Consider the following 21358-nt stretch of genomic DNA (forward strand, 5'->3'; position numbering starts at 1 on the left):
TTTCTGACCCAATATCGAGCAATGCCCAAAGGCGGACAACGAAGATGTCACTGACAAAACTGGCCGGAGGTAGACAGTGGGAGCGGGCTTGCCCCGCGAAGCGCCGCGCGGGCGGCGCTCGATCTCAAGACCGCTGAAAATATCGAGACAAACCCATGGCAGCCAACATGCAATCTTTACTCATGCACACGCTGACCACCCACATGGCTTAAATGAACCGGTGACCCTGGAACGGGTTCCAGCCCTGCTCCCCTTTGGTCTGCTTCAGGTAATAGGCGTAGTTGGTCAACATGCCCCACAGCACCGCGAACCCTACGCTGATCCCCTGATCCAGCGCCCGAGGCACCGCATTACCGGTTGCCGCCTCATAAACCCCTTCAAGCAGGCCAATAGCGATGACAATGGCCAGCATCACCAGGTTCTTCTTCCACATCCCCAGCACGAACCAGTAGATCGGGCCAAAGAAGAACCCGAGGAAATTGTTGTTGATCAACATTTTCTTGCGAAACGGCAAGGCACGGAAAGCGGCTTTGTAACTGGCTTCGCGAGGGCCGCCGTGCTGATCGAAGAAGGCGAAACGCTCCTGCCATTTTGGCTTGGGGTTGCTTGGGGTGGATTGGCTTTGCGGGATACCTTCCATGGGGAAACTCCTGAAATTGTCTTCCGTGAATGTCGAATGGCCATGATTCATGGTCGGGTGGGAGGGTAAATCAGCGCGCAGGTGAGGACAAGTGCGGGGGCGGTCCGGAATGAGAAGCGTGTCACAGTACACTCCAGGCTTCGTAACGGAATTTTTCGCTCCCAACCCGTGAGCCGGCATAGCGGCTGATATCCATCCGGTCGCCTTTGACGAAAATAAGCGTGTCCCGAACCTCGCTGTTGTCCACCTGGATCAGGTCATTGGGCGTTCCACCACAGGTACTTGGACCGGAAGTTGGCATTGATGATGGCATGCGGCAGACCGTCTTTGATGCTCAAGAACTCGATCAAAAAAACTGAATGAAGAACCCCGCTGCTAAACTAGAATAGAATCATTAGAATCGGAGTTCTCTAAAAAGATGGACATCCAAGAATCCATCACATCCCACAAGTCGATATTTCGTGTTGGTGCGTCCGGTTCCTCATGCCACCATATGAAAGCCTCGACCTCGGCCGGAGGTTTAGCCAAAGATAGATAATCACCAGCGCCACTAGAAAAAACCCCCACCATATCAGGAAGGGCTGGATAGTCTTCATCACACAGATCTTTGATAGAGACGAAGTCTTCAAATCTGGATGGCCCCATGGTGCAGCCTATGTAAAACCCAAAACCGTCGTGCAAATTTGTATAGAACGCCCTCAACTTTTGAGGAAGCCACTGAACCTGGAGATTATTCTCTTTCCCAACACCTAAAGGGATACCACCCATGTAAAAGCACAGGTCACCATTATCGTTATATACATACGCGAGATATGGCTTGTCGCTGACTGCCAAGACAGTGCCTATTACGCACTTAGCGAGCCATGCATTCACCCAAGGCAAAACCTCAGCAAAATTCTTCCACTCTGCGGGTATATTCCCACTGTCGACCTTCGAACATCCGAAGCCGCGCCACTGCTCAGGAAAGCCCACCCCTGCAGGGACCTCATCAGCTGAAAAATATACCTCATAATCTTTGAGCTCGTTTACAATACGCTCTTTCAAAGAATCAGACCAACTCATTTAATTTCACCTCAATATCCCGACAACAGCCCATGAATGTATTGCTGGATTTCGGGCTCCAGCTTAACGGCATTATCCATCATCGCAGAACGGAACGCTGGATCAACTGGAATATTGCCTTTTTTATATAGATCCCACTCCGTAAACGACTAAGCACCCTTCGAAGTGTGGGTGTGGCCATCGGCGCTGTGCTCGAAGTAGTAGAACAGCCCCGCATCGTTGAGCAAACGCTGAACGAAGTTGAGGTCGCTTTCGCAGTATTGGGTGAGGTAGGTGTGGCGTTTCAACGGGCGACCAGGCCGGAAGGCATAGGCGGCGTAGGCTGGATACAGGCTAAAGACTTCGGTCAGAACTTCTTCAACCGTGCAGTTTTGGAAAATGCGTGTGTCGCTGCGGTGGCTGAGCATCGCCAGCCAAGGGTTCAGTGTCGCACCGTAGCGGCTCAGGGCGCCGTCGCTACCGAGGCTTGCGAAGCGGGTAACGTAGCCATTGATGAAGCGCGGAGCGGCATCGGCCAACTCGATCTCGATATTGATCTGCTGGCCGATCATCGACTTGAGCGGCAGGTGTGGCTCGGAGCCAATCAACAACAGCTCATAGGCGAACGGCTGCGACAAAGCATCGACACCTGTGAAACTTTCCAGCAACAGCGGTTGCTCTGGATCGGCCAGGTTGTGAAATTTGAACAGTCGACGGTGCTGCGCCGTCAGCTCGGCCAGGGCCAGGTCCATGATCATTGCGGTGTCCTTGAGTGCTCGAAGCGCTCGGACTTTAAGACAATGATCCCAAGCCAACTATGAACCATGCGTTCAGCGTGAATCCCAGCATGCAGGACCACTAACCACCCTGACTACCTGCATTCCTACACGAAAAGCCCGTCGCCTCCTGGCGATAAGGCGTGGGCAACTGAGGCGGGTTCGTGGGTGCTGCTCATTTCGGCCCCAATCAGAATCAAGCTGTCACAAAATCGCCGTCACCCGCCGGCAGCAACTGCCCCATAACACAGCGTTGGGTTACCATACCCGGCTGCGCGAAGCCCATCATTCACACCAAGCTCCGGCTTGCCGACTCGACACCAACAGGTCATCCATGCGTCTGTTTCACACCTCCGACTGGCACCTGGGCCAGAGCCTGCACGGCCAGGAACGCGACTTCGAACACGCCTGCTTCCTCGACTGGCTGCTCGGCCAGCTGCACTTGCGCCAGCCCGACGCGCTGTTGATCGCTGGCGATATCTTCGACACGGTCAACCCGCCGGTCAAAGCCCAGGAGCGGCTCTACGACTTCATCGTCAAGGCCCACGAGCAGCAGCCGAAGCTGGATATCGTGATGATCGCCGGCAACCACGATTCCGGCTCGCGCATCGAGCTGCCCGCTGCGCTCATGCGTCGCCTGCGCACCCATGCGCTGGGGCGCGTGCACTGGCTCGACGAAGGCCAACTGGATGCCGAGCGCCTGTTGATCCCGCTGACCAACGGCCGTGGCAAGGTCGCCGCCTGGTGCCTGGCCCTGCCCTTCCTGCGCCCGGCCGAGGTCACCGGCCCGCAGCTGGGTGACGACTACCTGCAAGGCATCACCCAGGTGCACCAGCAACTGATCGCCGCCGCGCAGCAAAAACGCAAGAAGGACCAGGCGCTGGTCGCCATCAGCCACGCGCACATGGCCGGCGGCGCGGTGTCCGAGGACTCGGAACGCAGCCTGATCATCGGCAACGCCGAGGCCCTGCCGGCCAAGCTGTTCGACAAAGCCATCAGCTACGTGGCCCTGGGCCACCTGCACAAGCCGCAGAAGGTCAACCGCGAATCCCGCATCCGCTACAGCGGATCACCTATCCCGCTGTCGTTCGCTGAAATCAACTACCCGCACCAGGTGCTGGAAATCGAGCTGGACGGCGCCGAGCTAGTCAGCGTCGAAGCGCGCCCGGTGCCGCGCGCCGTGGCCCTGCAACGCATCGGCCCGGCACCGCTCGGCGAGCTGCTGGAACAACTCGCCGAACTGCCAGTGATCGACCTGCTCGAAGACCCTAACCGCCAGCCGTGGCTGGAAGTACGCGTGCTTCTGGACGAGCCGCAACCCGACCTGCGCCAGCAAGTCGAAAGCGCACTCCAGGGCAAGGCCGTGCGGCTGATCCGCATCGGCGCCGAATATGCCGGGCGCCGCAACGAGGACGACAATGAGCTTGAGTTCGTCGAACTGTCGCAGATGACCCCGCAGGACTTGTTCAGCCGCGCCTGGGAACAGGCCTACGGCAACCCCGTCGACGAGCAGGTGCTGGCCGACTTCGCCCTGCTGCTGCAGGACGTCCAGCAGGAGGAGGAACAGCCATGAAGATTCTCGCCATTCGCCTGAAGAACCTGGCATCCCTGGCCGGCCCGATAGACATCGATTTCACCGCCGAACCCCTGGCAAGCGCCGGCCTGTTCGCCATCACCGGGCCGACCGGCGCTGGCAAGAGCACCCTGCTAGACGCGCTGTGCCTGGCGCTGTTCGGCACCGTGCCTCGGCTCAACGACATCGGCCGCGAAGCCAAGGTGCCGGACGCCGACGGCGACATACCCACTTCCGACCCGCGCAACCTGTTGCGCCGTGGTACCGGCAGTGGTTTTGCCGAGGTCGATTTCGTCGGCATCGACGGCCACCGCTACCGCGCACGCTGGGAGGCCAACCGTGCCCGCGACAAAGCCAACGGCAAGCTGCAGCTCAGCCGTCAGAGCCTGTATGACCTCGACAGCGAGCAGGTACTGGGCAGCGGCAAGAACGAATACAAGCAATTGATCGAAGCCCGCCTGGGCCTGAATTTCGAGCAGTTCACCCGCGCGGTGATGCTGGCGCAGAGCGAGTTTGGCGCCTTCCTCAAGGCTGACGACAAAGAACGCAGCGAGCTGCTGGAAAAGCTCACCAACACCGCCATTTATACCCGCCTCGGCCAGCGCGCCTTCGGCAAGGCACGGGAAACCGGTGAAGCGCACAATGCCTTGAAAGACCGCGCCAGCCATCTGTTGCCGATGGTCGCCGACGCCCGCGCCGAACTCGACCAACGCCTGGAACAGGCTCAGCAGCAATTCAAGGCCGACCAGGCGCGCCAGCGCCAACTGGAGCAGCAGCGCACCTGGCTCAACGAGCAATGCCAGCTACAGGCACAGCACAGCGAAGCCCGCGCTGCCCTGCAGGCTGCCGAGCAAAGCTGGCAAGCGCTGGGCGAGCAACGCCTCGACCTGCAGCGCCTTGAACGCCTGGCGCCCCAGCGGCACCAGTTCCACCGCCAGCAAATATTGACGGCGCAACTGACGCCACTGGCGGCACAGATCGCCGAGCAACAGCACCAGCACGCCGAGCTGAACATTCGCACCAGCGAACTGGAACACGCACTGGTTGCGGCACGTCAGGCACTTGCAGACAGCCAGGCCCAGCACAGCGAAAACGCCCCGCGCCTGCGCCAGGCCTTTGCCGCGCAGGACAGCCTCGCACGCCTCGACGCAGAACTGACGGCGCAGCGCTCGGCCGGCCAGCAAGCCGACCAGCACGTTGCCGAATGCCAGCAACATCTACAGCAGCTGGAAGAAAACCAGCAACGCAGCCTGCAACAGCTAGCGCAGATCGATGAAGCCTTGGCAGGCAGCCAACACCTGGCAGGGCTGGCCAACGCCTGGCAGGCCTACCTGCCGCAGCTCAAGCAAGTGATGCTGATCGGTGGGCGTTTGACCAAGGGCCGCGACGAGCTGCCAGGCTTGCAAGCCCAGGCCAGCCAGGCCAATGCGCAATGGCAGGCGCAACGCGACCATTACGATTTGCTGTTCCGCGAAGCCAAGGCCGAACCCCAGGCGCTGGCCGAACAGATCGACCTGCTCGGCGGCATGCTCCAGGACAATCGCAAGCAGCAGCGCGCCGTCGAAGAGCTGTCGCGCCTGCATGGCCGCGAGCTGGAACTGCGCCAGCAACTCGAAGCCATCCGCGAGCGCCAGCAGCAGGCCATGCAGCAACGCCAGCAACTGATCGGCGAGGGCACTGCAGCAAAAGCCGAGCTGGAAGCCGCCGAACAGGCGCTGAATCTCACTCGCCAATTGCTGGAACGCCAACGCATGGCGCGCAATACCAGCGTCGAAGAGCTGCGCGGCCAGCTGCGTGACGGAGAACCGTGCCCGGTCTGTGGCAGCGCCGAACACCCGTTCCACCAGCCTGAAGCATTGCTGCAAAGCCTCGGCCGGCATGACCAGGCTGAAGAGGACGCGGCGCAGAAGCAGGTCGAAACGCTTAACGGCAAACTGGTGGAACTGCGTACCCAGCTCGGTGTGATCAATGCCCAGCTCAAGGACTACCAGCAACAACAGGTCCAGCTGGGCGAGCAGTTGCAGCCTCTGGTTGCGCAGGTGCAGGCGCACAGCCTCTGGCCAGCGCTCGCACCACAGGACGACAAGGCTCGCACGGCCTGGCTGGCCAACCAGCAGCAGCGCCTGGACGATGAAATCGGCAAGGACGAGAAGCGCCAGAGCGCCCTGCTCGCCCTGCAAAAAGATGCCGCCCGCCTCAACCAGCAACTGCAGGCAGCGCAAGAAGCGCAGCAGCAGGCCCAACGCCATCTCGACCAGCAACACCAGGCACTGGCCAGCGACGAGCAGCAACTGCAGCAAGGGTTGAATGACCTGGCCAGCGTGCTGCCGGACGATGTACTCAAGGCCCTGAGCGATGACCCGGCCAATGCCTTCCTCGGCCTGGATCAGCAGATCGCCCAGCGCCTGCAGCAGCTGGAGCATCGCAAGGACGAGCAGGAAGAACAGCAAGCACGCCAGGTGCAACTGGACAAGCTGCGCGACCAGCTGCACACGCGCCTGCAGGCTCAGCAGCAATCGCAGCACCTGCTTGTCGGCCTGGACGAGCAGCGCCAGCACGCTCAAGCTGCGCTCGCCGAACTGCTGGGTGTACACGCCAACGCGCAAACCTGGCAACAGCATCTGGACGCACAGCTGGAACAGGCCCGCGCAGTGGATGCCGACACCGCTCAGCGCCTGCAGGACCTGCGTACCCAGGGCGTGCAATTGGCCGCCGAGCTCAAGGCCAATACTCAGCGGCAGCAGGCGTTGGAACACGAATGCCAGCAGCTGCAAGGCGAGATCGCCCAGTGGCGCAGCGAACATCCCGAGCTGGACGACAGCGGTCTCGACCGTCTGCTGGCCATAGACGACGGCCAGCTGGGTGAACTTCGCCAACACCTGCAAAATGCAGAAAAAGCCATCGAACAAGGTCGCGTGCTGCTGCAGGAGCGCGAGCAGCGGCTGCAGCAGCATGCCGCCCAGGCGCAGGAAGAGATGCCTGCCGAAGAACTGGAGCAGACACTGGCCGAGCTTGTGCAGCAACTGAACGTTCAGGAACAGCACTGCGCCGAGCTGCGTGCGCAACAGGCCGATGACCAGCGCCGCCAGCATGCACACCAAGCGCTGGCCGGCGAAATTGACCAGGCCTACCAGCAGTGGCAGCGCTGGGCTCGCCTGAACGCGTTGATCGGCTCAGCCTCTGGCGATGTGTTCCGCAAGATCGCCCAGGGCTACAACCTCGACCTGCTGCTGCACCACGCCAACGCCCAACTGCGCCAACTGGCGCGGCGTTACCGCCTGAAACGCGGTGGCAGCGCGCTGGGCCTGCTGGTGCTGGACACCGAGATGGGCGATGAACTGCGCTCGGTGCACTCGTTGTCCGGCGGTGAAACCTTCCTGGTGTCGCTGGCACTGGCTCTGGGTCTGGCCTCGATGGCCTCCAGCACCTTGCGCATCGAATCGCTGTTCATCGACGAAGGCTTCGGCAGCCTCGACCCCGAGTCGCTGCAATTGGCCATGGATGCCCTCGACGGCCTGCAGGCACAGGGCCGCAAGGTGGCGGTGATTTCCCACGTGCAGGAGATGCACGAGCGCATCCCGGTGCAGATCCAGGTACGGCGCCAGGGCAATGGCCTGAGTGATGTCGAGGTGTGCGGGTGATCCTCTACTCGTTCCGCCGTTGCCCCTGGGCCATGCGCGCGCGACTGGCCCTGCGCTATGCCGGGTGCGAAGTCGAGATCGTCGAGGTGGCGATGAAGCACAAGCCGGCCGAGCTGCTGGCGCTGTCACCCAAGGGCACGGTGCCGGTGCTGGATACCGGTGAGGGGGTGCTGGAAGAGAGTCTGGACATCATGCGCTGGGCACTTGAGCGCAACGACCCGCAGGATTGGCGGCTGCAGGCTGATCCCGCTGCTGCGCAGCTGGCCGACCGGCTGATTGCCCGCAACGACAGCGAGTTCAAGGCGCAGGTGAACTTGTACAAGTACGCCGAGCGCTATCCCGAGTATTCACGGGAGCATTACCGCCAGCAGGCTGAAACCTGGCTGGCAGAACTTGAACAGTTGCTCGAGGGCCGGTCCTACCTGCTGGCCGAGCACCCGAGCCTGGTCGACGCCGCCTTGTTGCCCCTGATGCGCCAGTTTGCCGGGGTCGAACCGCAGTGGTTCGCCGAGGCGGCTTATCCGCGGGCGCGGAGCTGGCTGGAGGGGTGGTTGGGGTCGGCGCTGTTCAAATCAGTGATGGCTCGCTAAAGCTCTCAGCTACGCACGAATCCATGTGGGAGCATGCTTGCCCGCGAAGCTGCCACCGCGGTGCATGGCACCGGCGTTGCCGGTGTTCGCGGGCAAGCCCGCTCCCACAGGGTACTCATGCAGGCTTACGTCAGTGATTATTCTTGCCACTCAAGGCCGCATGGAAGTGCGCACTCTGGCGCAGGTACTGCTCGGTGTAGCTGTGGGTGGCGGATGCCTTGGCGCTGGAGTCGGCATGGGCATGCGTGGGCAGCACGACCGATGCGGAAATGGCGGAGGCGGCGATGACCGGGAAGAGATTGAAGTTCATCTGGGCTGACCTCGACTGCGGTGGTTTGAGTTGACCCGTTGGGCCTTGGGTCAAACTTACGCCGATGAGGTCAGCCACAGAAATTCATTGCGGTGGTAGGGACTATCACGCGTATCGATAGTCACTCGATGAATTTCAGATCCGAAGGCGCGTCCTGCGGCAAGGTCTGCACGGTTTCACCCAGCTTGCCCGTGCGCGGGTCGCGGCGCATGACTACGATCTGGCTGCTCTTCTGGTTGGCCACCAGCAAGAAGTTGTCGCTTGGGTCCAGGACAAACTCCCGTGGGTGGTCGCCCTCCACCGAGCGACGCTGCAGGAACGCCAGCTGCCCGTCATCCTTGCCCACGCTGAACACCACGATCTCGTTGGCCGTGCCACGGTTGCTGACATAGAGAAAGCGCCCATCCGCCGACAAATGCAGGCCGCCAGCGGCCCTGGCCGCGGCATCTTTCTGCTCCGTCAACGGCAGGCGCTGGCGTTCCTGCAAGGCTGCATCCTTGACATCGAACATGACCACTTCGGCGCTCATCTCCAGCGTCAGGTAGGCGTGCCGCCCCTTGGCATCGAACAGCAGATGACGCGGGCCGCTGCCAGGCGGCAACGTGACCGACGCAGGGATCGCCGGGGTCAGTGGTTTGTCAGGGCTGGCACCGTCGTAGCGGTAGATGAACACCTTGTCGGCACCCAGGTCACTGGCATACAGGTGGCTGCCATCGGGCGACAGTATCAGCGAATGCACATGGGCACCGGCCTGGCGCTCGGGGTTCACGCCACTGGGCTTGTGCCGTACCTGCTGGACCACCGCCTTGAGCTTGCCGTCCTTGGCCACCGGGATCACCACCAGGCTGCCGCCAGGGTCGGGAGCGACGGCGTAGTTGGCGACGAACAGGTAGCGCTGGTCGCGGCTGAGGCTGGCGTGGGTCGGCTCGTCGCCACGGGTGGCCACCTGGTTGAGCGGTTTGATCTCGCCTTTGCTGCTCACGCTGAAACTGCTGGCATGGCCCTGCGGCGTTTCGTTGACCACGAACAGTTGCCGCTGATCGGCCGAGAGCACCAGCCACGAGGGGCTGACGCTCTTGACCACCTGCTGCGGCGTGGGGTCGATATGGCCGGTCTTGCTGTCGAATGCGTAGCGGTAGATACCTTGGCTGGCGCCATCGGTGTAACTGCCCACCAGCAGCGTGGCAGCCTGGGTATTGAAGGTCAGGGTCATGAGGCTAGCGGTCAGCAGGCTCGTCCATTTGCGGTTCATCGTCGTCTTCATCCGGGGCGCGAAAGGCACTCATACAGACTAGACGATGCTCGCCCTGGGCATCGCTGAGTTGCCACTCCTCACCCACGGCAATGGCGGCGGCGACCTGGTCAGTAGTGAAAGTCCAGCGGCGCAGTTGACGGCCGTCCATGCATTCGACCGTGAGGCCGGTTTCGTCGGAGGTGAAATCGAAGGCGTGCAGGCCGTCGATCAGCAGCATGTCGCAGGATGCGAGGGCGGTGGCGAGGGGGGACATGGGAATACCGATGAAAAAAGAGCCGGCAGTATAACCCGAGGGCCGCATGGCGGCCCTCGGGATACCTCAATGGGCGAAGATCGAGCCGCCCTCCTTGCCCACCATCTTCTCAGGCTTGATCAGGAACCTGGCCAGCGCCGGCAGCAGCCACAATGCACCAAACATGTTCCACAGCAGCATGAAGGTCAGCATCAGGCCCATGTCGGCCTGGAACTTGATGGCCGAAAAGATCCAGGTACAGACGCCGATGGCCAGGCACAGGCCGGTGAACAACACCGCCTTGCCAGTGGAGCGCAGGGTCTGGTAGTAGGCCTCCTGCAGCGGCAGGCCGGCACGCAGGAAGCTTTCCAGGCGACTGTAGATGTAGATGCCGTAGTCCACGCCGATGCCCACGCCCAGCGCCACCACCGGCAAGGTGGCCACCTTGACGCCAATCCCCATGAATGCCATCAGCGCATTGCCCAGCACCGAGGTCAGCACCAACGGCAGGACGATGCACAGGGTCGCGGCAAACGAGCGGAAGGTGATCATGCACATCACCGCCACGCAGAGGTACACCAGTATCAGGATGGTCAGCTCGGCCGACTTGATCACCTCGTTGGTGGCCGCCTCGATGCCGGCATTGCCTGCCGCCAGCAGGAACTGCAGGCCCTCCTTGTTGTGGCTGTCGGCAAAGGCCTTGGCGGCAGCGGTGACGCGCTCCAGGGTTTCTGCCTTGTGGTCGTTGAGGAACACCAGCACCGGTGCCAGTGAGCAGTCGCCGTTGTACAGGCCGTCGGCGCGGGCGATGGAGTTGTTGAGGATGTCCGGGTTGCGCGACAGGGTCTCCCATTTCAGGCTGCCCTCGTTCATGCCCTTGATCACCTGCTTGGACACGGTCACCAGGGAGATCGCCGACTGCACGCCGGGGGTATTCTGCATGGTCCACATCAGCTCATCGATCGGCGCCATGGTCGAGTGGATCGAACAGCTCTCCGCCGGAGTCTTGACCATGATCACCAGCACGTCCGAGCTGGTCGAATAGTTGCTGATGATGAAGTTGTTGTCCTGGTTGTAGCGCGAGTCAGGGCGCAGCTCCGGGGCGCCCTGGTCGAGGTCGCCGATCTTCAGGTTCTGGCTGTACCACAGGCCGCCAGCGAAGGCGACCAGGGCCAGGGCAATCGACACCGGTGCCACCTTGGCGCTGGCGAAGTTCGACAGCAAGCGCCAGAACGGGTGCTCGCGGGTCGCGTCTTTCTTGCTGCGCTCAATGGCCTTCTTGCTGATGCCGACGTAGGAAATCGCCACCGGCAACAGGATCAGGTTGGTGAACACGATCACCGCCACGCCGATCGATGCACCGATGGCCAGCTCACGGATCACGCCGATGTCGATGATCAGCAGGGTGATGAAACCCACCGCGTCAGCGAGGATGGCGATCATCCCCGGCAGGAACAGCTGGCGGAACGTGCGCCGGGCAGCGGTCAGGGCGTTATCGGCGTCACTCGACTGCAGGGCGATGCCGTTGATCTTCTGCACCCCGTGGGAAATGCCGATGGCGAAGATCAGGAACGGCACCAGCATCGAGTACGGGTCCAGGCCGAAGCCCACCGCGTGCATCAGGCCCAACTGCCAGACCACCGCCACCAGGGTGGTGATGAGCACGGCGATGGTGCTGCGGATGCACCAGGTGAACCAGTACAGCAGGATCCAGGTGATCACCAGCGCCACACCGAAGAACATCGCCACCATTACCAGGCCATCGATCAGGTCACCGACCTTCTTGGCGAAGCCGACGATATGCACCTTGACGTTGGGGTTCTGCGCCTGGAACTTGTCGCGGATCTTTTCCTCCAGCAGGTGCGAGAACTGCTGGTAATCAAGCTTGACCTGCTTGCCGGGGTCGTTCGGGTCGGGGTAACTCTCCAGCAGTGGTACATCGATGATGCTGGACTTGAAATTGTTGCCCACCAGGCGCCCGACCTGGCCGGACTTGAGCACGTTGTCGCGCAGCGTGTCGAGGCTGTCTTGCGAGCCGTTGTAGGTATTGGGGATCACCTCGCCGCCGGAGAAGCCTTCTTCGGTCACTTCGCTCCAGCGCACGCTAGGGCTCCACAGCGACTTGAGGCCCGCGCGGTCGACACCGGGGATGTAGAACACCTCGTCATGGACCTGGCGCAGGGTCTCCATGTAGTCCTTGTCGAAGATGTCGCCGTTGACCGCCTCGACCGAGATGCGCACGGTGTTGCCGAGGTTGGCCAGGTCGTTACGGTGCTCCATCATCTGTTCGATGAAGGGGTGCTCGAGCGGAATCATCTTCTCGAAACTGGTCGAGGGACGGATCTGCGTGGCTTGCCAAAACAGGAAAATGCTCACCAGCACGCACAGGGCGATGACCACGGGGCGGTTGTTGAAAATCAAGCGTTCCAGCAGCGTGGCCTTGTCCTGGTGGTGCGGGTGCATGGTGATGCTCTCTCGGCTGGTCATGGACGCGCCCCCTCGGCAGTGCTGTCGGCACCTTCGGCGGTAGCCAGGTGCACGCCCCCTTGCCCGACCAGCAGCAAGCCACCATTGGCCAGGCCACTGACGCCGGCCAGGGCAATGCGGTCGGCGCGGTTGTAGACGCTGAAGGTCTGCCCGTCGTCGACGCTGCGCAGCACGCTGCCGCCATTGCCGACCAATACCAGGCTGCCATCATCGAGAAGCGTAGCGCTTGCCAGGCCGAATTCGAGGTTGCCGCGTGCGGCCTTGAGCTCGATCGGCTGCCAGCTGTCACCGAAGTCGGTGGAGCGGAACAGGTTGCCGCGCAGGCCATAGGCCAACAGCGTGTGTGGCTGGGTGGTGCCGATCACGCCGAACAGCGAGCCCTCGTAGGGGCCATCGACCTTGGCCCAGGTCTGGCCGTTGTCAGCGGAGCGGAACATGCTGCCCTGCTCGCCGACGATGAACAGGCCGGCATCCCTTACTACGGCAATACCGTTGAGGTGCAGCTGGTCGGCGTTGTCCAGGCGTTCGGCAACGTCCTGCCAGTGCTGACCACCGTCGAGGGTTTCCAGCAAGGCGCCGTAGGCACCCACGGCAAACCCGTGCTGGGCATCGAGGAAGGTGACGTCGAGCAAGGGTGCTTCGCGGGAAAGGTCTTCGAACTGCTTGGTCCAGGTTGCGCCGCCATCGCTGCTGGCGAGGATCTGCGCGTCGTGGCCGACTGCCCAACCGCGCTTGTCGTCGAGGAAGAAAACGGCAGTGAGCAGTTGCCGAGTGGGCACCCGGGCTTGCGTCCAGGTCGTACCCTGGTCATCGGAGAACAGAATGTGGCCGCGGTCGCCGACCACCACCAGGCGCTTGCCGGCATGAGCGGCATCGATCAGCAGGCTCTGACTGGCCTTGGCCGATTCGGTGGAGTACTCGTCGGCCGCCGCCGCGTGCGCGTTGTCGGCCCACATCCCCAGTGCCAGCGCCAACAGCGCGCCAGCTGCCAACGGCCAGGCACCACGCCTGGCCTGCATCATCAACCGTTCCCTCATGACCGTCCCCTGTTGTGTTCTTTTTAGTGGGTCTGTGCTTTGGGGGATCGTATCGGTGGAGATCGAGAGATTACAACGAGCGGGACGTTATGTTTTGTTAACCGCCCAAAAGCTTCGCGGGCAAGCCCGCTCCCCCAGAAACCCCACCGCCCTAGAGAGCTGCAGAGAACCTGTGGGAGCGGGCTTGCCCGCGAAGAGGCCCGCTCAGGTCATAGAGAACTCAAGCCAGGCTCTTGCTCACCACCTCATACACATCACTGGAAAGCGCCCCAGACGCGAGAATCCGCTCCAGCTCACCTTTCATCAATCCCTGCCGAGCAGCGTCATATTTGCGCCAGCGTGTCAGCGGCGCCAATTGACGCGAAGCGATCTGCGGGTTCAACGCATTCAGCTCGATCACCAGGTCCGCCAGGAAGCGATACCCGGAGCCATCCGCCGCATGGAAGTTGACCAGGTTCTGCCCGGCAAAAGCACCGACCAGCGCCCGCACCTTGTTCGGGTTCTTCAGGGTGAACGCCGGATGCTGCATCAACGCCTTGACCCGCGCCAACCCGCCCGGCAAGGCGCTGGCCGCCTGCACGCTGAACCACTGGTCCATGACCAGTGGGTTGTCCTTGAAGTGCTCGGCGAAAGCTTCCAGGGCCTTGGCCCGCTCGGCCTCGAACGGCGAGTTGACCAGCACCGCCAGCGCAGTCAGGCGTTCGGTCATGTTGTCGCAGTGCTCGAACTGCTCCAGGGTCGCCTCCAGCACCTGCGGCTTGCCGCTCTGCATCAAGTACGACAGGGCGATGTTCTGCAGGCTGCGCCGGGCGAAATGCTCGGCCGCGGCGACGTAGGCGGTGTTGCGCGATACCTCGCGGTGCGCCTGGTAGCGTGCCCACAGGCCGTCGAACAGCTGCTCGGCGATCTGCTGGCGGGCGAACTCGCGGGCCGCGTGGATGGCATCGACGTCGGCCACCTGGCTGATCTCGGTCAGGTACGCCTCACCTGGCAACGACAGCATCTCGGCCACCATGGCGGCGTCCAGCGACTCGTTGCCCAGCACGGTACCCAGGGCGGTGATCAGGCGCTGATCGAGCTTCAGGGCTTCGCCACGCTGATGCTGGCCAATCAGTTCCTGCAGCACTTGCACCGACAGTTGCTGGCCCGCTTCCCAGCGGTTGAAGCCGTCGCTGTCGTGCTGCATGAGGAACATCAGTTGATCGCGGTCGTACGGGAAGCTCAGCTTCACTGGCGCGCTGAAACCACGCAGCAGCGAGGGCAGCGGCTTGGCCTGGATGCCTTCGAAGGTGAAGGTCTGCTCGGCCTCGGTCACCGACAGCACGCGGCTGGTGCCGCCCGCAGCGGCTTCACCGGCCAGGCGCAGTGGCAAGTCATTGCCTTCGGTATCCAGCAGGCCCAGCTCCACCGGAATCACGAACGGCAGCTTCTCGGCCTTGTCCGGGGTCGGCGGGCAGCTCTGGCGGAAGGTCAGGCTGTAGGTCTGAGCGCCAGCATCATAGGCCTCGCTGACCTCCAGGCGCGGCGTGCCCGCCTGGCTGTACCAGCGTTTGAACTGGGTCAGGTCGGCGCCGTTGGCGTCTTCCATGGCCTTGATGAAGTCGTCGGTGGTCACCGCCTGGCCATCGTGACGCTCGAAGTACAGGTCGCTGCCCTTGCGGAAGCCCTCGGCACCTAGCAGGGTACGCACCATGCGCACCACTTCGGCACCCTTTTCGTACACGGTCAGGGTATAGAAGTTGGAGATCTCGATGAAGCTGTCCGGGCGCACTGGGTGGGCCATGGGGCCGGCGTCTTCGGCGAACTGGTGGGTACGCAGGTAGGCCACGTCCTCGATGCGCTTGACCGTGCGCGAGTTCATGTCGGCGCTGAACTCGGCGTCGCGGAATACCGTGAAGCCCTCCTTGAGCGACAGCTGGAACCAGTCGCGGCAAGTCACGCGGTTGCCCGACCAGTTGTGGAAGTATTCGTGGGCGACCACCCCTTCGACGCGCTGGTGGGCGGCGTCGGTGGCGGTCTCTGCACGCGCCAGCACGCAGCTTGAGTTGAAGATGTTCAGGCCCTTGTTTTCCATGGCGCCCATGTTGAAGTCGTTGACCGCGACGATCATGAAGATGTCCAGGTCGTATTCACGGCCGTAGACTTCTTCGTCCCAGCGCATGGACTTCTTCAGGCTGACCATGGCGTGGTCGCACTTGTCGAGGTTCTCGGGTTCGACGTAGATGCGCAGCATCACATCGCGGCCCGACTGGCGCGTGAAGCTGTCTTCGACGCACCACAAGTCACCCGCCACCAGCGCGAACAGGTAGGCCGGCTTCATGAACGGGTCTTCCCAGGTGGCCCAGTGCCGGCCATCTTCTGCCGGCCCGCTGCCGATCGGGTTGCCGTTGGACAACAGCACCGGGTAGCGATGCTGCTCGGCGATCACCGTGGTGGTGAAGGTGCTCATCACGTCCGGGCGGTCGAGGTAATAGGTGATCTTGCGGAAACCCTCGGCCTCGCACTGGGTGCAGAACATCTTGCCGGACTTGTACAGGCCTTCCAGCGCGGTGTTGCTCTCGGGGTGGATCTTGACGCTGGTGTCGAGGATGAAGCGCTCGGCCTTGGGGTAGACAGTCAGGCTGTCGGTTTCGAGCTGGTAGTCGCTCGCCTGCAGTTCCTGATCATCCAGCGAGGCGCGTAGCAGCTCCAGCTGCTGGCCGTCGAGTACCAGGGGCGGCAGACCGGCACCGCGTGCCGGGTTGCGGCGCATGACCAGTTGCGCATGGACCAGCGTGTGGTCCTCGAACAGCTCGAAGGTCAGGTGCGTCTCGTCGATCAGGTACTCGGGCGCCTGGTAGTCCTTGAGGTAGATCACTTGCGGTTGTTCGGTACGCATGTGCAGGTCCTTTTTACTGGAGCACGGCCAACTGGTAGGCCGTGTACTTGCGAATGTTGATCACGCCGGTGTCGAAGATCAGGTACTGGCCCTTGATGCCCAGCAGCGTGCCTTCCACCACCGGATCCTTGTCGAGGTTGAAGCTGACGATCTTTTTCGGGTACGCCTCGACCGGGTAGTTCATCTGCACCACTTCAGCGTCGGGCAGCGGCTGGATCGCCTGCAAGCCGAAACGTGCCTGCAGCTCGCGCAGGCCGTCGGCGCAGGCGTCGAAAATCTGTTCTCGAATGGCCACCAGGTCGAGCGCTTCAGCGTCGCCCTTGAGCAGCGCGCGCCAGTTGGTGCGGTCCGGCACCTGGCTGCGCAATACGTCTTCGACCAGGCCTGATTGCTGGCGGGTAGCCACGCGCATGATCGGCAGCGCCTGGCTCGCACCCTGGTCGAGCCAGCGAGTGGGCAGCTGGGTGGCGCGAGTGATGCCGACTTTGACGCCCGACGAGTTGGCCAGGTACACCACGTGGTCGGTCATGCAGAACTGCTCGCCCCAGGATGGCTCCCGACAGGTGCCAGCGTCGTAATGGCAGCGTTCCGGAGCCATGATGCAGATATCGCACTGGGCCAGTTTGGTCATGCACGGGTAGCAGTAACCCTGGCTGAAACTGGTCTTGGTGCGCTTGCCGCAATGACTGCAGTGAATTGCACCGAGGTATTCCAGGCGCAGGCGCTGGCCGATCATTGGGTTGACCGGCACCTGCGTGTCATCCAGGCGAAAGCTGTATTGCACCAGCGGTGCTTGCAGGCTTACCGCCATTTTGCTCAAAGAGCCACGAGCGAGTTCGATCAATGTACCGAGTCCGACTTGAACAGAATATTGGCGATCGGCGCGGACTTCGACGCGCATTCCTGCGGGCCCATGTAGCCGGTGCGCTGGTCTTCGGGCAGGTTCTGCATTTCCCAGGCGATCACGGCCTGCAGCGACAGCTCCTTCTGCTCGGCGGTGAGCTTGCGCCCGTCCGACCATTTGCCAATTTCCACGGCCGTCTTCAGGCTTTCGTAGATTTCCGGGGTGATGTTTTCGATCATTTGCGCGAACGTGGACATAGCGTCTCCTAAATCAAGCGGACAGTTTACGCCGGGCCATCATTCCACCCAAGAGGCCCGTCAGGCATCCGATGAGCAGCCCGCCGACGTGGGCGGCGTTGGCGATCTGGCCGAAACCGAGCTGGCCGACCACACCGGTCAGGCAGATGACCAGCCAGATGAGCATCATTACCAGCACGCCCTTGGGCAGACTGAAGTGGGGGTTGGGCGCCAGCCATTGGTACAACCACACGTGGCCGAGCAGGCCGTACAGCACACCGGACAGGCCGCCGAACAGGCTCGGGCCGCTGGTGTAATGCTGGGCCAGGTTGGACACCAGGCTGAACAGCAGGGTCAGGCCGGCCAGCAGCCACGGGCCCTGGCGCAGTTCGATGCGTTTACCCAATTCCCAGTACCACATGCCATTCATGGCCAGGTGCAGTACGCCAAAATGCAGCAGCATCGGCGACACCAGGCGCCACCACTGGCCTTCGGCGAGGCCCCGAGCCAGCGGGGTGAAGTGCAGGTATTCGCCCTGGACGCGGTAGTCGAGGAAGGTGAACCAGCTGATGGTGGTGAGGTTGTCGCCCAGGCGGGTGAGGCCGGCGACGATGAGGCAGAGGAAGAGGACGAAGGCGGTGACCTTGCAGGCTTTGGCCTGGTCGGCCAGGGAGGGCTGTGGTGAAGCATTCGCGGCTGAAGCCGCTCCCACAGGGTCCAGGGTGGAGTCGATTTCGGCGTTGCCGTCGGGGTAGCGCTGGTAGAGCTGGAGGACATCGGCGGCCATGCTTTGCGGGGCCCAGAGAACCTGAACCTCGCCCTCTTCGCTGACCCGGTGCGGCACCTGCAGGCGCTGCAGCAAGTGCACGAATCCGCTGAGGTCGACCGACAGCGGCAGGCGCATCACTTCGACGATATTCATTGATTGGCCTGCGGTCGGTCAACGTCGACCCAGACGAACTTGTGTGGGTCGATCCGGGTTTCATCATCCAGGCGATAGGCCGCCAGCTTGCCATACAGCACCGCGCTGTAGTCCAGACAGGCCAGGTTGCCGCGGATCGGCGCCGGGCGGCCACTGCGCCAATAATGGCCGACGAACAGCAGCGGCTCCTCTTCGGCATAGCGTAGCAAGGCGTTCTTGTCAGTGTGGCTGAGCGGCGTGCGGGCCACCTGGTCGGGCAGCGCGTCGGGCTGGAAGACGATGTCACCGTAGGTCTGCGGGTCTTCTTCCCAGAACTTGGTGCGGAAGAAGGCGCGGGTAAGGCCATCGCCACCGGTTAGCGTCAGGCCGTCCGGCAGGCGCATGTCGGTGCCGCGCAGCAGGCGGTTGCAGACGGTGGAAGCAAAGCTGCCGGAAACGGCCGAGGCCTGGATGAAATGCTCATCGATGCGCCCGTCGGGGTATTGCTGGCGCAACGGCTCGATCAGCCTCGGGTCCCAGCAGGCATGCACCAGGCGGAAACGCCCGGCGTCGACGAACAGCGGCATGTCCTGGAACCACTGCAGGAAATCATGCCAGTCGCCGGGGTGGTGGGCGAACTGGGTCAGCGTCTCATCGATCAGGCGGGCATGCCGCGGCGTGTGCTCGCGCACGTAGGCCTTGCCGCTGCCAGGCAGTGCCGGGGTTACCCAACCCAGGGCGTTGTATTCGTGGTTGCCCATGATGCAGAACGCCTGGCCGGCTTCGACCATGTCGTGGACGATGTGCAGCGCCTCGCGGATGCGCGGGCCTCGGTCGACGATATCGCCAAGGAACAATGCCTGGCGTCGTGGGTGACGCCAGACGCCGCCGATACGCGTGTAGCCGAGGGCGTCGAGCAGGCGTTCGAGGGTCAGTGCACAGCCGTGCACGTCACCGATGATGTCGAAACTTCGCGCCGGATCGAGCATCAGTCGTCCCTGCCTCCCAGGCGGCTGCCCCAGCCGAGTTTGGTGCGGCACACCTCGTAGTAATTGTGGTCCAGTGGGTGGATCAGGCGCAGTTTCTGCGGTTTCTTGCTGACCGTAATGGTATCGCCGGGGGCGCAAGTGAAGTGGTTCTGGCCGTCACAGGACACTTGCGGATAGATCTGCAGGTCCTTGGACACCACGATTTTCAGCTCGCTGTTGCCGTCCACCACGATCGGCCGCCCGGACAGGGTGTGCGGATACATTGGCACGATGACGATGGCGTCGAGCTTGGGGTGCATGATCGGGCCTCCGGCCGACAGCGCGTAGGCGGTCGAGCCGGTCGGGGTAGCGACAATGAGGCCGTCGGCCTTCTGGCTGCAGACGAACTGGCCGTCGATGTAGATCTCGAACTCGATCATCCGCGTCGATTTGCCCGGGTGCAGGACCACGTCGTTGAGCGCATCGCCCTGGCCGATGGCCTCGTGGTGACGGCGCACCTCGGCCTGCAGCAGGAAGCGGTTTTCCACCAGGTAGTGGCCGTCGAGCACTTCGGCGACCTTCTCTTCCAGTTCGTCGGGGCGGATATCGGTGAGGAAACCCAGGTTGCCGCGGTTGATCCCCAGCACCGGGATGTTGTGCCGGGCCAGCGCACGGGCGGCGCCAAGCAGGCTGCCGTCACCGCCAACGACGATGACCAGGTCGCAGACTTCGCCCAGCAGCTTGCGCGTGGAGGTCTGCAGGCCGTGGCCGGGCAGCACTTCGGCAATGGTGTCCTCGAGGATCACGTGCAGGTGGCGCTCGAGGAGGAATTTTTTCAGTCGACGAATGGTGTCGAGCACCTGCGAGCTGCCGAGGCGTCCGATGATACCGATATTGCGAAATTGCTCCATGGGGCTCCTGCGAGGCTCTGCGGCGGGTGACTATGCGCCGATTATGGGCGAAACGACCGGGCAGCGGCAAACCGGCTATGCTCGCAGCATGACGCCCTTCGCCGAACTCCATGACCTGCCCCGCCAGTTGCGCCGCCCCGCCGTGCGCGACCTGGCCTGGACCCTGCTGTCGCCACCCCTGCTCAGCACCCCGCCCTGCCCCCAGCGCCATCCGCTGGCGGGCAGCGCCTGGGCGGCCGATCCGCAGCGGCTGAACGCGTGGTTGCAGCAACTGGATAACGATGACCAGCCCTTGCGCGAATGGCTGGCGACCCTTACCAGTCGGCGCCTGGGGCTGTACTACGAAGGCCTGTGGCAGTTCGCTTTGCGCCAGGCGCCAGGTATCGAGCTGCTGGCGGCCAACCTGGCGATCCGCTCAGGTGGGCGAACCTTGGGCGAACTGGACATCCTGTTGCGCGATGGCGACGGCACGCATCATCTGGAACTGGCGATCAAACTTTATCTTGGGCCTAGCGACCCTGCAGGCGTTGATCCGATGCAGTGGCTCGGGCCCGGTTGCCATGATCGTCTGGGCACCAAGCTGGCGCACCTGGCAGGGCATCAGCTGCGCATGTCGAGTGATGCGCAGAGCCAAGAAGCATTGGCCGCGCTTGGTGCCCGGCAGGTGCAGGCGCATCTGTGGCTGGCGGGTTATCTGTTCTACCCATGGCCAGGGCATGCCGAATCGCCCGCAGGGGCCAACCCACTGCACCTGCGTGGGCGCTGGCTACGCCGTTGGGATTGGCCAGTGAGCGCAGATGAACGCTGGCAGCCCTTGCCCCGCCAGGCCTGGCTGGCACCGGCCCGGGTCGAGGCGGATGCCTGTTGGACACCGCAGCAGTTCGCGCAATGGTTGCGAGCGTTGGAGCCGCAGGCACCCGCGCAGATGCTGGTGAGGCTCGAGTTAGGTTCGGATGGTGCCTGGCAAGAAGTGGAGCGATTGTTTCTCGTGGCTGATAGATGGCCACACGTGCCCACTGTGTGAGGCTGTCTGTACCG

At 62.7% G+C, this 21358-nt stretch carries 17 protein-coding genes and 1 pseudogene; 4 read left to right on the plus strand and 14 right to left on the minus strand.

Going from position 1 to position 21358, the window contains the following annotated elements; genetic code table 11:
• Positions 1-208 precede the first annotated feature (208 nt).
• The 3 genes and pseudogenes from ACZ6YA_RS07680 to vgrG all read right to left on the minus strand — a co-directional run.
• A complete protein-coding gene (locus tag ACZ6YA_RS07680; protein ID WP_465896531.1) occupies positions 209-640 on the minus strand; it encodes a DUF2628 domain-containing protein in 432 nt (143 codons plus the stop codon).
• 375 nt (positions 641-1015) lie between these two features.
• Entirely contained in the window at positions 1016-1702 is a 687-nt protein-coding gene (locus ACZ6YA_RS07685) for a hypothetical protein (protein ID WP_465896532.1), read from the minus strand.
• Between the two features lie 170 nt (positions 1703-1872).
• Positions 1873-2439, minus strand: a pseudogene (gene vgrG / locus ACZ6YA_RS07690) (type VI secretion system tip protein VgrG); the annotation flags it as partial.
• Positions 2440-2791: 352 nt separating this feature from the next.
• Here vgrG and ACZ6YA_RS07695 point away from each other — a divergent pair.
• The 3 genes from ACZ6YA_RS07695 to ACZ6YA_RS07705 are packed head-to-tail and all read left to right on the plus strand — an operon-like array spanning position 2792 to position 8261.
• Positions 2792-4030: an exonuclease SbcCD subunit D C-terminal domain-containing protein gene (locus tag ACZ6YA_RS07695; protein WP_465896533.1), complete on the plus strand. Its 1239-nt coding sequence runs from the start codon at positions 2792-2794 to the stop codon at positions 4028-4030.
• A complete protein-coding gene (locus tag ACZ6YA_RS07700; RefSeq protein ID WP_465896534.1) occupies positions 4027-7671 on the plus strand; it encodes an AAA family ATPase in 3645 nt (1214 codons plus the stop codon). Before ACZ6YA_RS07695 ends, ACZ6YA_RS07700 begins: the two co-directional genes overlap by 4 nt.
• Positions 7668-8261, plus strand: coding sequence for a glutathione S-transferase (locus ACZ6YA_RS07705; protein ID WP_465896535.1), 594 nt, complete (start codon positions 7668-7670; stop codon positions 8259-8261). The genes ACZ6YA_RS07700 and ACZ6YA_RS07705 overlap by 4 nt, the downstream gene beginning before the upstream one ends.
• A gap of 130 nt (positions 8262-8391) precedes the next feature.
• Here ACZ6YA_RS07705 and ACZ6YA_RS07710 read toward each other — a convergent pair whose 3' ends face one another.
• From ACZ6YA_RS07710 to ACZ6YA_RS07760, 11 genes are all read right to left on the minus strand, one after another.
• Positions 8392-8571, minus strand: a complete 180-nt coding sequence (locus ACZ6YA_RS07710) for a hypothetical protein (protein ID WP_465896536.1) — start codon at positions 8569-8571, stop codon at positions 8392-8394.
• A gap of 121 nt (positions 8572-8692) precedes the next feature.
• Complete coding sequence (locus tag ACZ6YA_RS07715) at positions 8693-9823, minus strand: lactonase family protein (RefSeq protein WP_465896537.1); 1131 nt, start codon at positions 9821-9823, stop codon at positions 8693-8695.
• Entirely contained in the window at positions 9789-10079 is a 291-nt protein-coding gene (locus ACZ6YA_RS07720; RefSeq protein WP_465896538.1) for a DUF5629 family protein, read from the minus strand. Before ACZ6YA_RS07720 ends, ACZ6YA_RS07715 begins: the two co-directional genes overlap by 35 nt.
• A gap of 66 nt (positions 10080-10145) precedes the next feature.
• Positions 10146-12521 (minus strand): efflux RND transporter permease subunit, encoded by a 2376-nt coding sequence (locus ACZ6YA_RS07725; RefSeq protein WP_465896710.1) that lies wholly within the window; start codon positions 12519-12521, stop codon positions 10146-10148.
• A gap of 20 nt (positions 12522-12541) precedes the next feature.
• Positions 12542-13582: a WD40/YVTN/BNR-like repeat-containing protein gene (locus ACZ6YA_RS07730; RefSeq protein ID WP_465896539.1), complete on the minus strand. Its 1041-nt coding sequence runs from the start codon at positions 13580-13582 to the stop codon at positions 12542-12544.
• Between the two features lie 220 nt (positions 13583-13802).
• Positions 13803-16460: an aminopeptidase N gene (gene pepN / locus ACZ6YA_RS07735; RefSeq protein WP_465896540.1), complete on the minus strand. Its 2658-nt coding sequence runs from the start codon at positions 16458-16460 to the stop codon at positions 13803-13805.
• Between the two features lie 13 nt (positions 16461-16473).
• Positions 16474-17304 (minus strand): DUF2797 domain-containing protein, encoded by an 831-nt coding sequence (locus tag ACZ6YA_RS07740; protein WP_465896541.1) that lies wholly within the window; start codon positions 17302-17304, stop codon positions 16474-16476.
• Entirely contained in the window at positions 17301-17561 is a 261-nt protein-coding gene (locus ACZ6YA_RS07745) for a YeaC family protein (protein WP_401073641.1), read from the minus strand. Before ACZ6YA_RS07745 ends, ACZ6YA_RS07740 begins: the two co-directional genes overlap by 4 nt.
• A 13-nt stretch (positions 17562-17574) precedes the next feature.
• Positions 17575-18462 (minus strand): rhomboid family intramembrane serine protease, encoded by an 888-nt coding sequence (locus ACZ6YA_RS07750; RefSeq protein WP_465896542.1) that lies wholly within the window; start codon positions 18460-18462, stop codon positions 17575-17577.
• Positions 18459-19430 (minus strand): metallophosphoesterase, encoded by a 972-nt coding sequence (locus ACZ6YA_RS07755; protein WP_465896543.1) that lies wholly within the window; start codon positions 19428-19430, stop codon positions 18459-18461. Before ACZ6YA_RS07755 ends, ACZ6YA_RS07750 begins: the two co-directional genes overlap by 4 nt.
• Positions 19430-20320 carry an NAD(+) kinase gene (locus ACZ6YA_RS07760; protein WP_023632574.1) on the minus strand — a complete coding sequence of 297 codons (891 nt, stop codon included), beginning with the start codon at positions 20318-20320 and terminating at the stop codon, positions 19430-19432. Before ACZ6YA_RS07760 ends, ACZ6YA_RS07755 begins: the two co-directional genes overlap by 1 nt.
• On the opposite strand from ACZ6YA_RS07760, the gene ACZ6YA_RS07765 reads away from it, so the two are divergent.
• Positions 20319-21344, plus strand: a complete 1026-nt coding sequence (locus ACZ6YA_RS07765; protein WP_465896544.1) for a DUF1853 family protein — start codon at positions 20319-20321, stop codon at positions 21342-21344. The two genes, ACZ6YA_RS07760 and ACZ6YA_RS07765, sit on opposite strands and share 2 nt — an antisense overlap.
• Positions 21345-21358 lie beyond the last annotated feature (14 nt).

The sequence above is a fragment of the Pseudomonas sp. NPDC090752 genome (assembly GCF_055584805.1).

Excerpts from the sequence above, each read along its gene's own strand:
- ACZ6YA_RS07720 (WP_465896538.1), bottom strand. The coding sequence starts at position 10,079 with ATGTCCCCCCTCGCCACCGCCCTCGCATCCTGCGACATGCTGCTGATC.
- ACZ6YA_RS07725 (WP_465896710.1), bottom strand. The coding sequence starts at position 12,521 with ATGCACCCGCACCACCAGGACAAGGCCACGCTGCTGGAACGCTTGATT.
- ACZ6YA_RS07765 (WP_465896544.1), top strand. The coding sequence starts at position 20,319 with ATGGGGCTCCTGCGAGGCTCTGCGGCGGGTGACTATGCGCCGATTATG.
- ACZ6YA_RS07685 (WP_465896532.1), bottom strand. The coding sequence starts at position 1,702 with ATGAGTTGGTCTGATTCTTTGAAAGAGCGTATTGTAAACGAGCTCAAA.
- ACZ6YA_RS07710 (WP_465896536.1), bottom strand. The coding sequence starts at position 8,571 with ATGAACTTCAATCTCTTCCCGGTCATCGCCGCCTCCGCCATTTCCGCA.
- ACZ6YA_RS07695 (WP_465896533.1), top strand. The coding sequence starts at position 2,792 with ATGCGTCTGTTTCACACCTCCGACTGGCACCTGGGCCAGAGCCTGCAC.
- ACZ6YA_RS07680 (WP_465896531.1), bottom strand. The coding sequence starts at position 640 with ATGGAAGGTATCCCGCAAAGCCAATCCACCCCAAGCAACCCCAAGCCA.
- pepN (WP_465896540.1), bottom strand. The coding sequence starts at position 16,460 with ATGCGTACCGAACAACCGCAAGTGATCTACCTCAAGGACTACCAGGCG.
- ACZ6YA_RS07750 (WP_465896542.1), bottom strand. The coding sequence starts at position 18,462 with ATGAATATCGTCGAAGTGATGCGCCTGCCGCTGTCGGTCGACCTCAGC.
- ACZ6YA_RS07715 (WP_465896537.1), bottom strand. The coding sequence starts at position 9,823 with ATGAACCGCAAATGGACGAGCCTGCTGACCGCTAGCCTCATGACCCTG.
- ACZ6YA_RS07730 (WP_465896539.1), bottom strand. The coding sequence starts at position 13,582 with ATGAGGGAACGGTTGATGATGCAGGCCAGGCGTGGTGCCTGGCCGTTG.
- ACZ6YA_RS07700 (WP_465896534.1), top strand. The coding sequence starts at position 4,027 with ATGAAGATTCTCGCCATTCGCCTGAAGAACCTGGCATCCCTGGCCGGC.
- ACZ6YA_RS07755 (WP_465896543.1), bottom strand. The coding sequence starts at position 19,430 with ATGCTCGATCCGGCGCGAAGTTTCGACATCATCGGTGACGTGCACGGC.
- ACZ6YA_RS07745 (WP_401073641.1), bottom strand. The coding sequence starts at position 17,561 with ATGTCCACGTTCGCGCAAATGATCGAAAACATCACCCCGGAAATCTAC.
- ACZ6YA_RS07760 (WP_023632574.1), bottom strand. The coding sequence starts at position 20,320 with ATGGAGCAATTTCGCAATATCGGTATCATCGGACGCCTCGGCAGCTCG.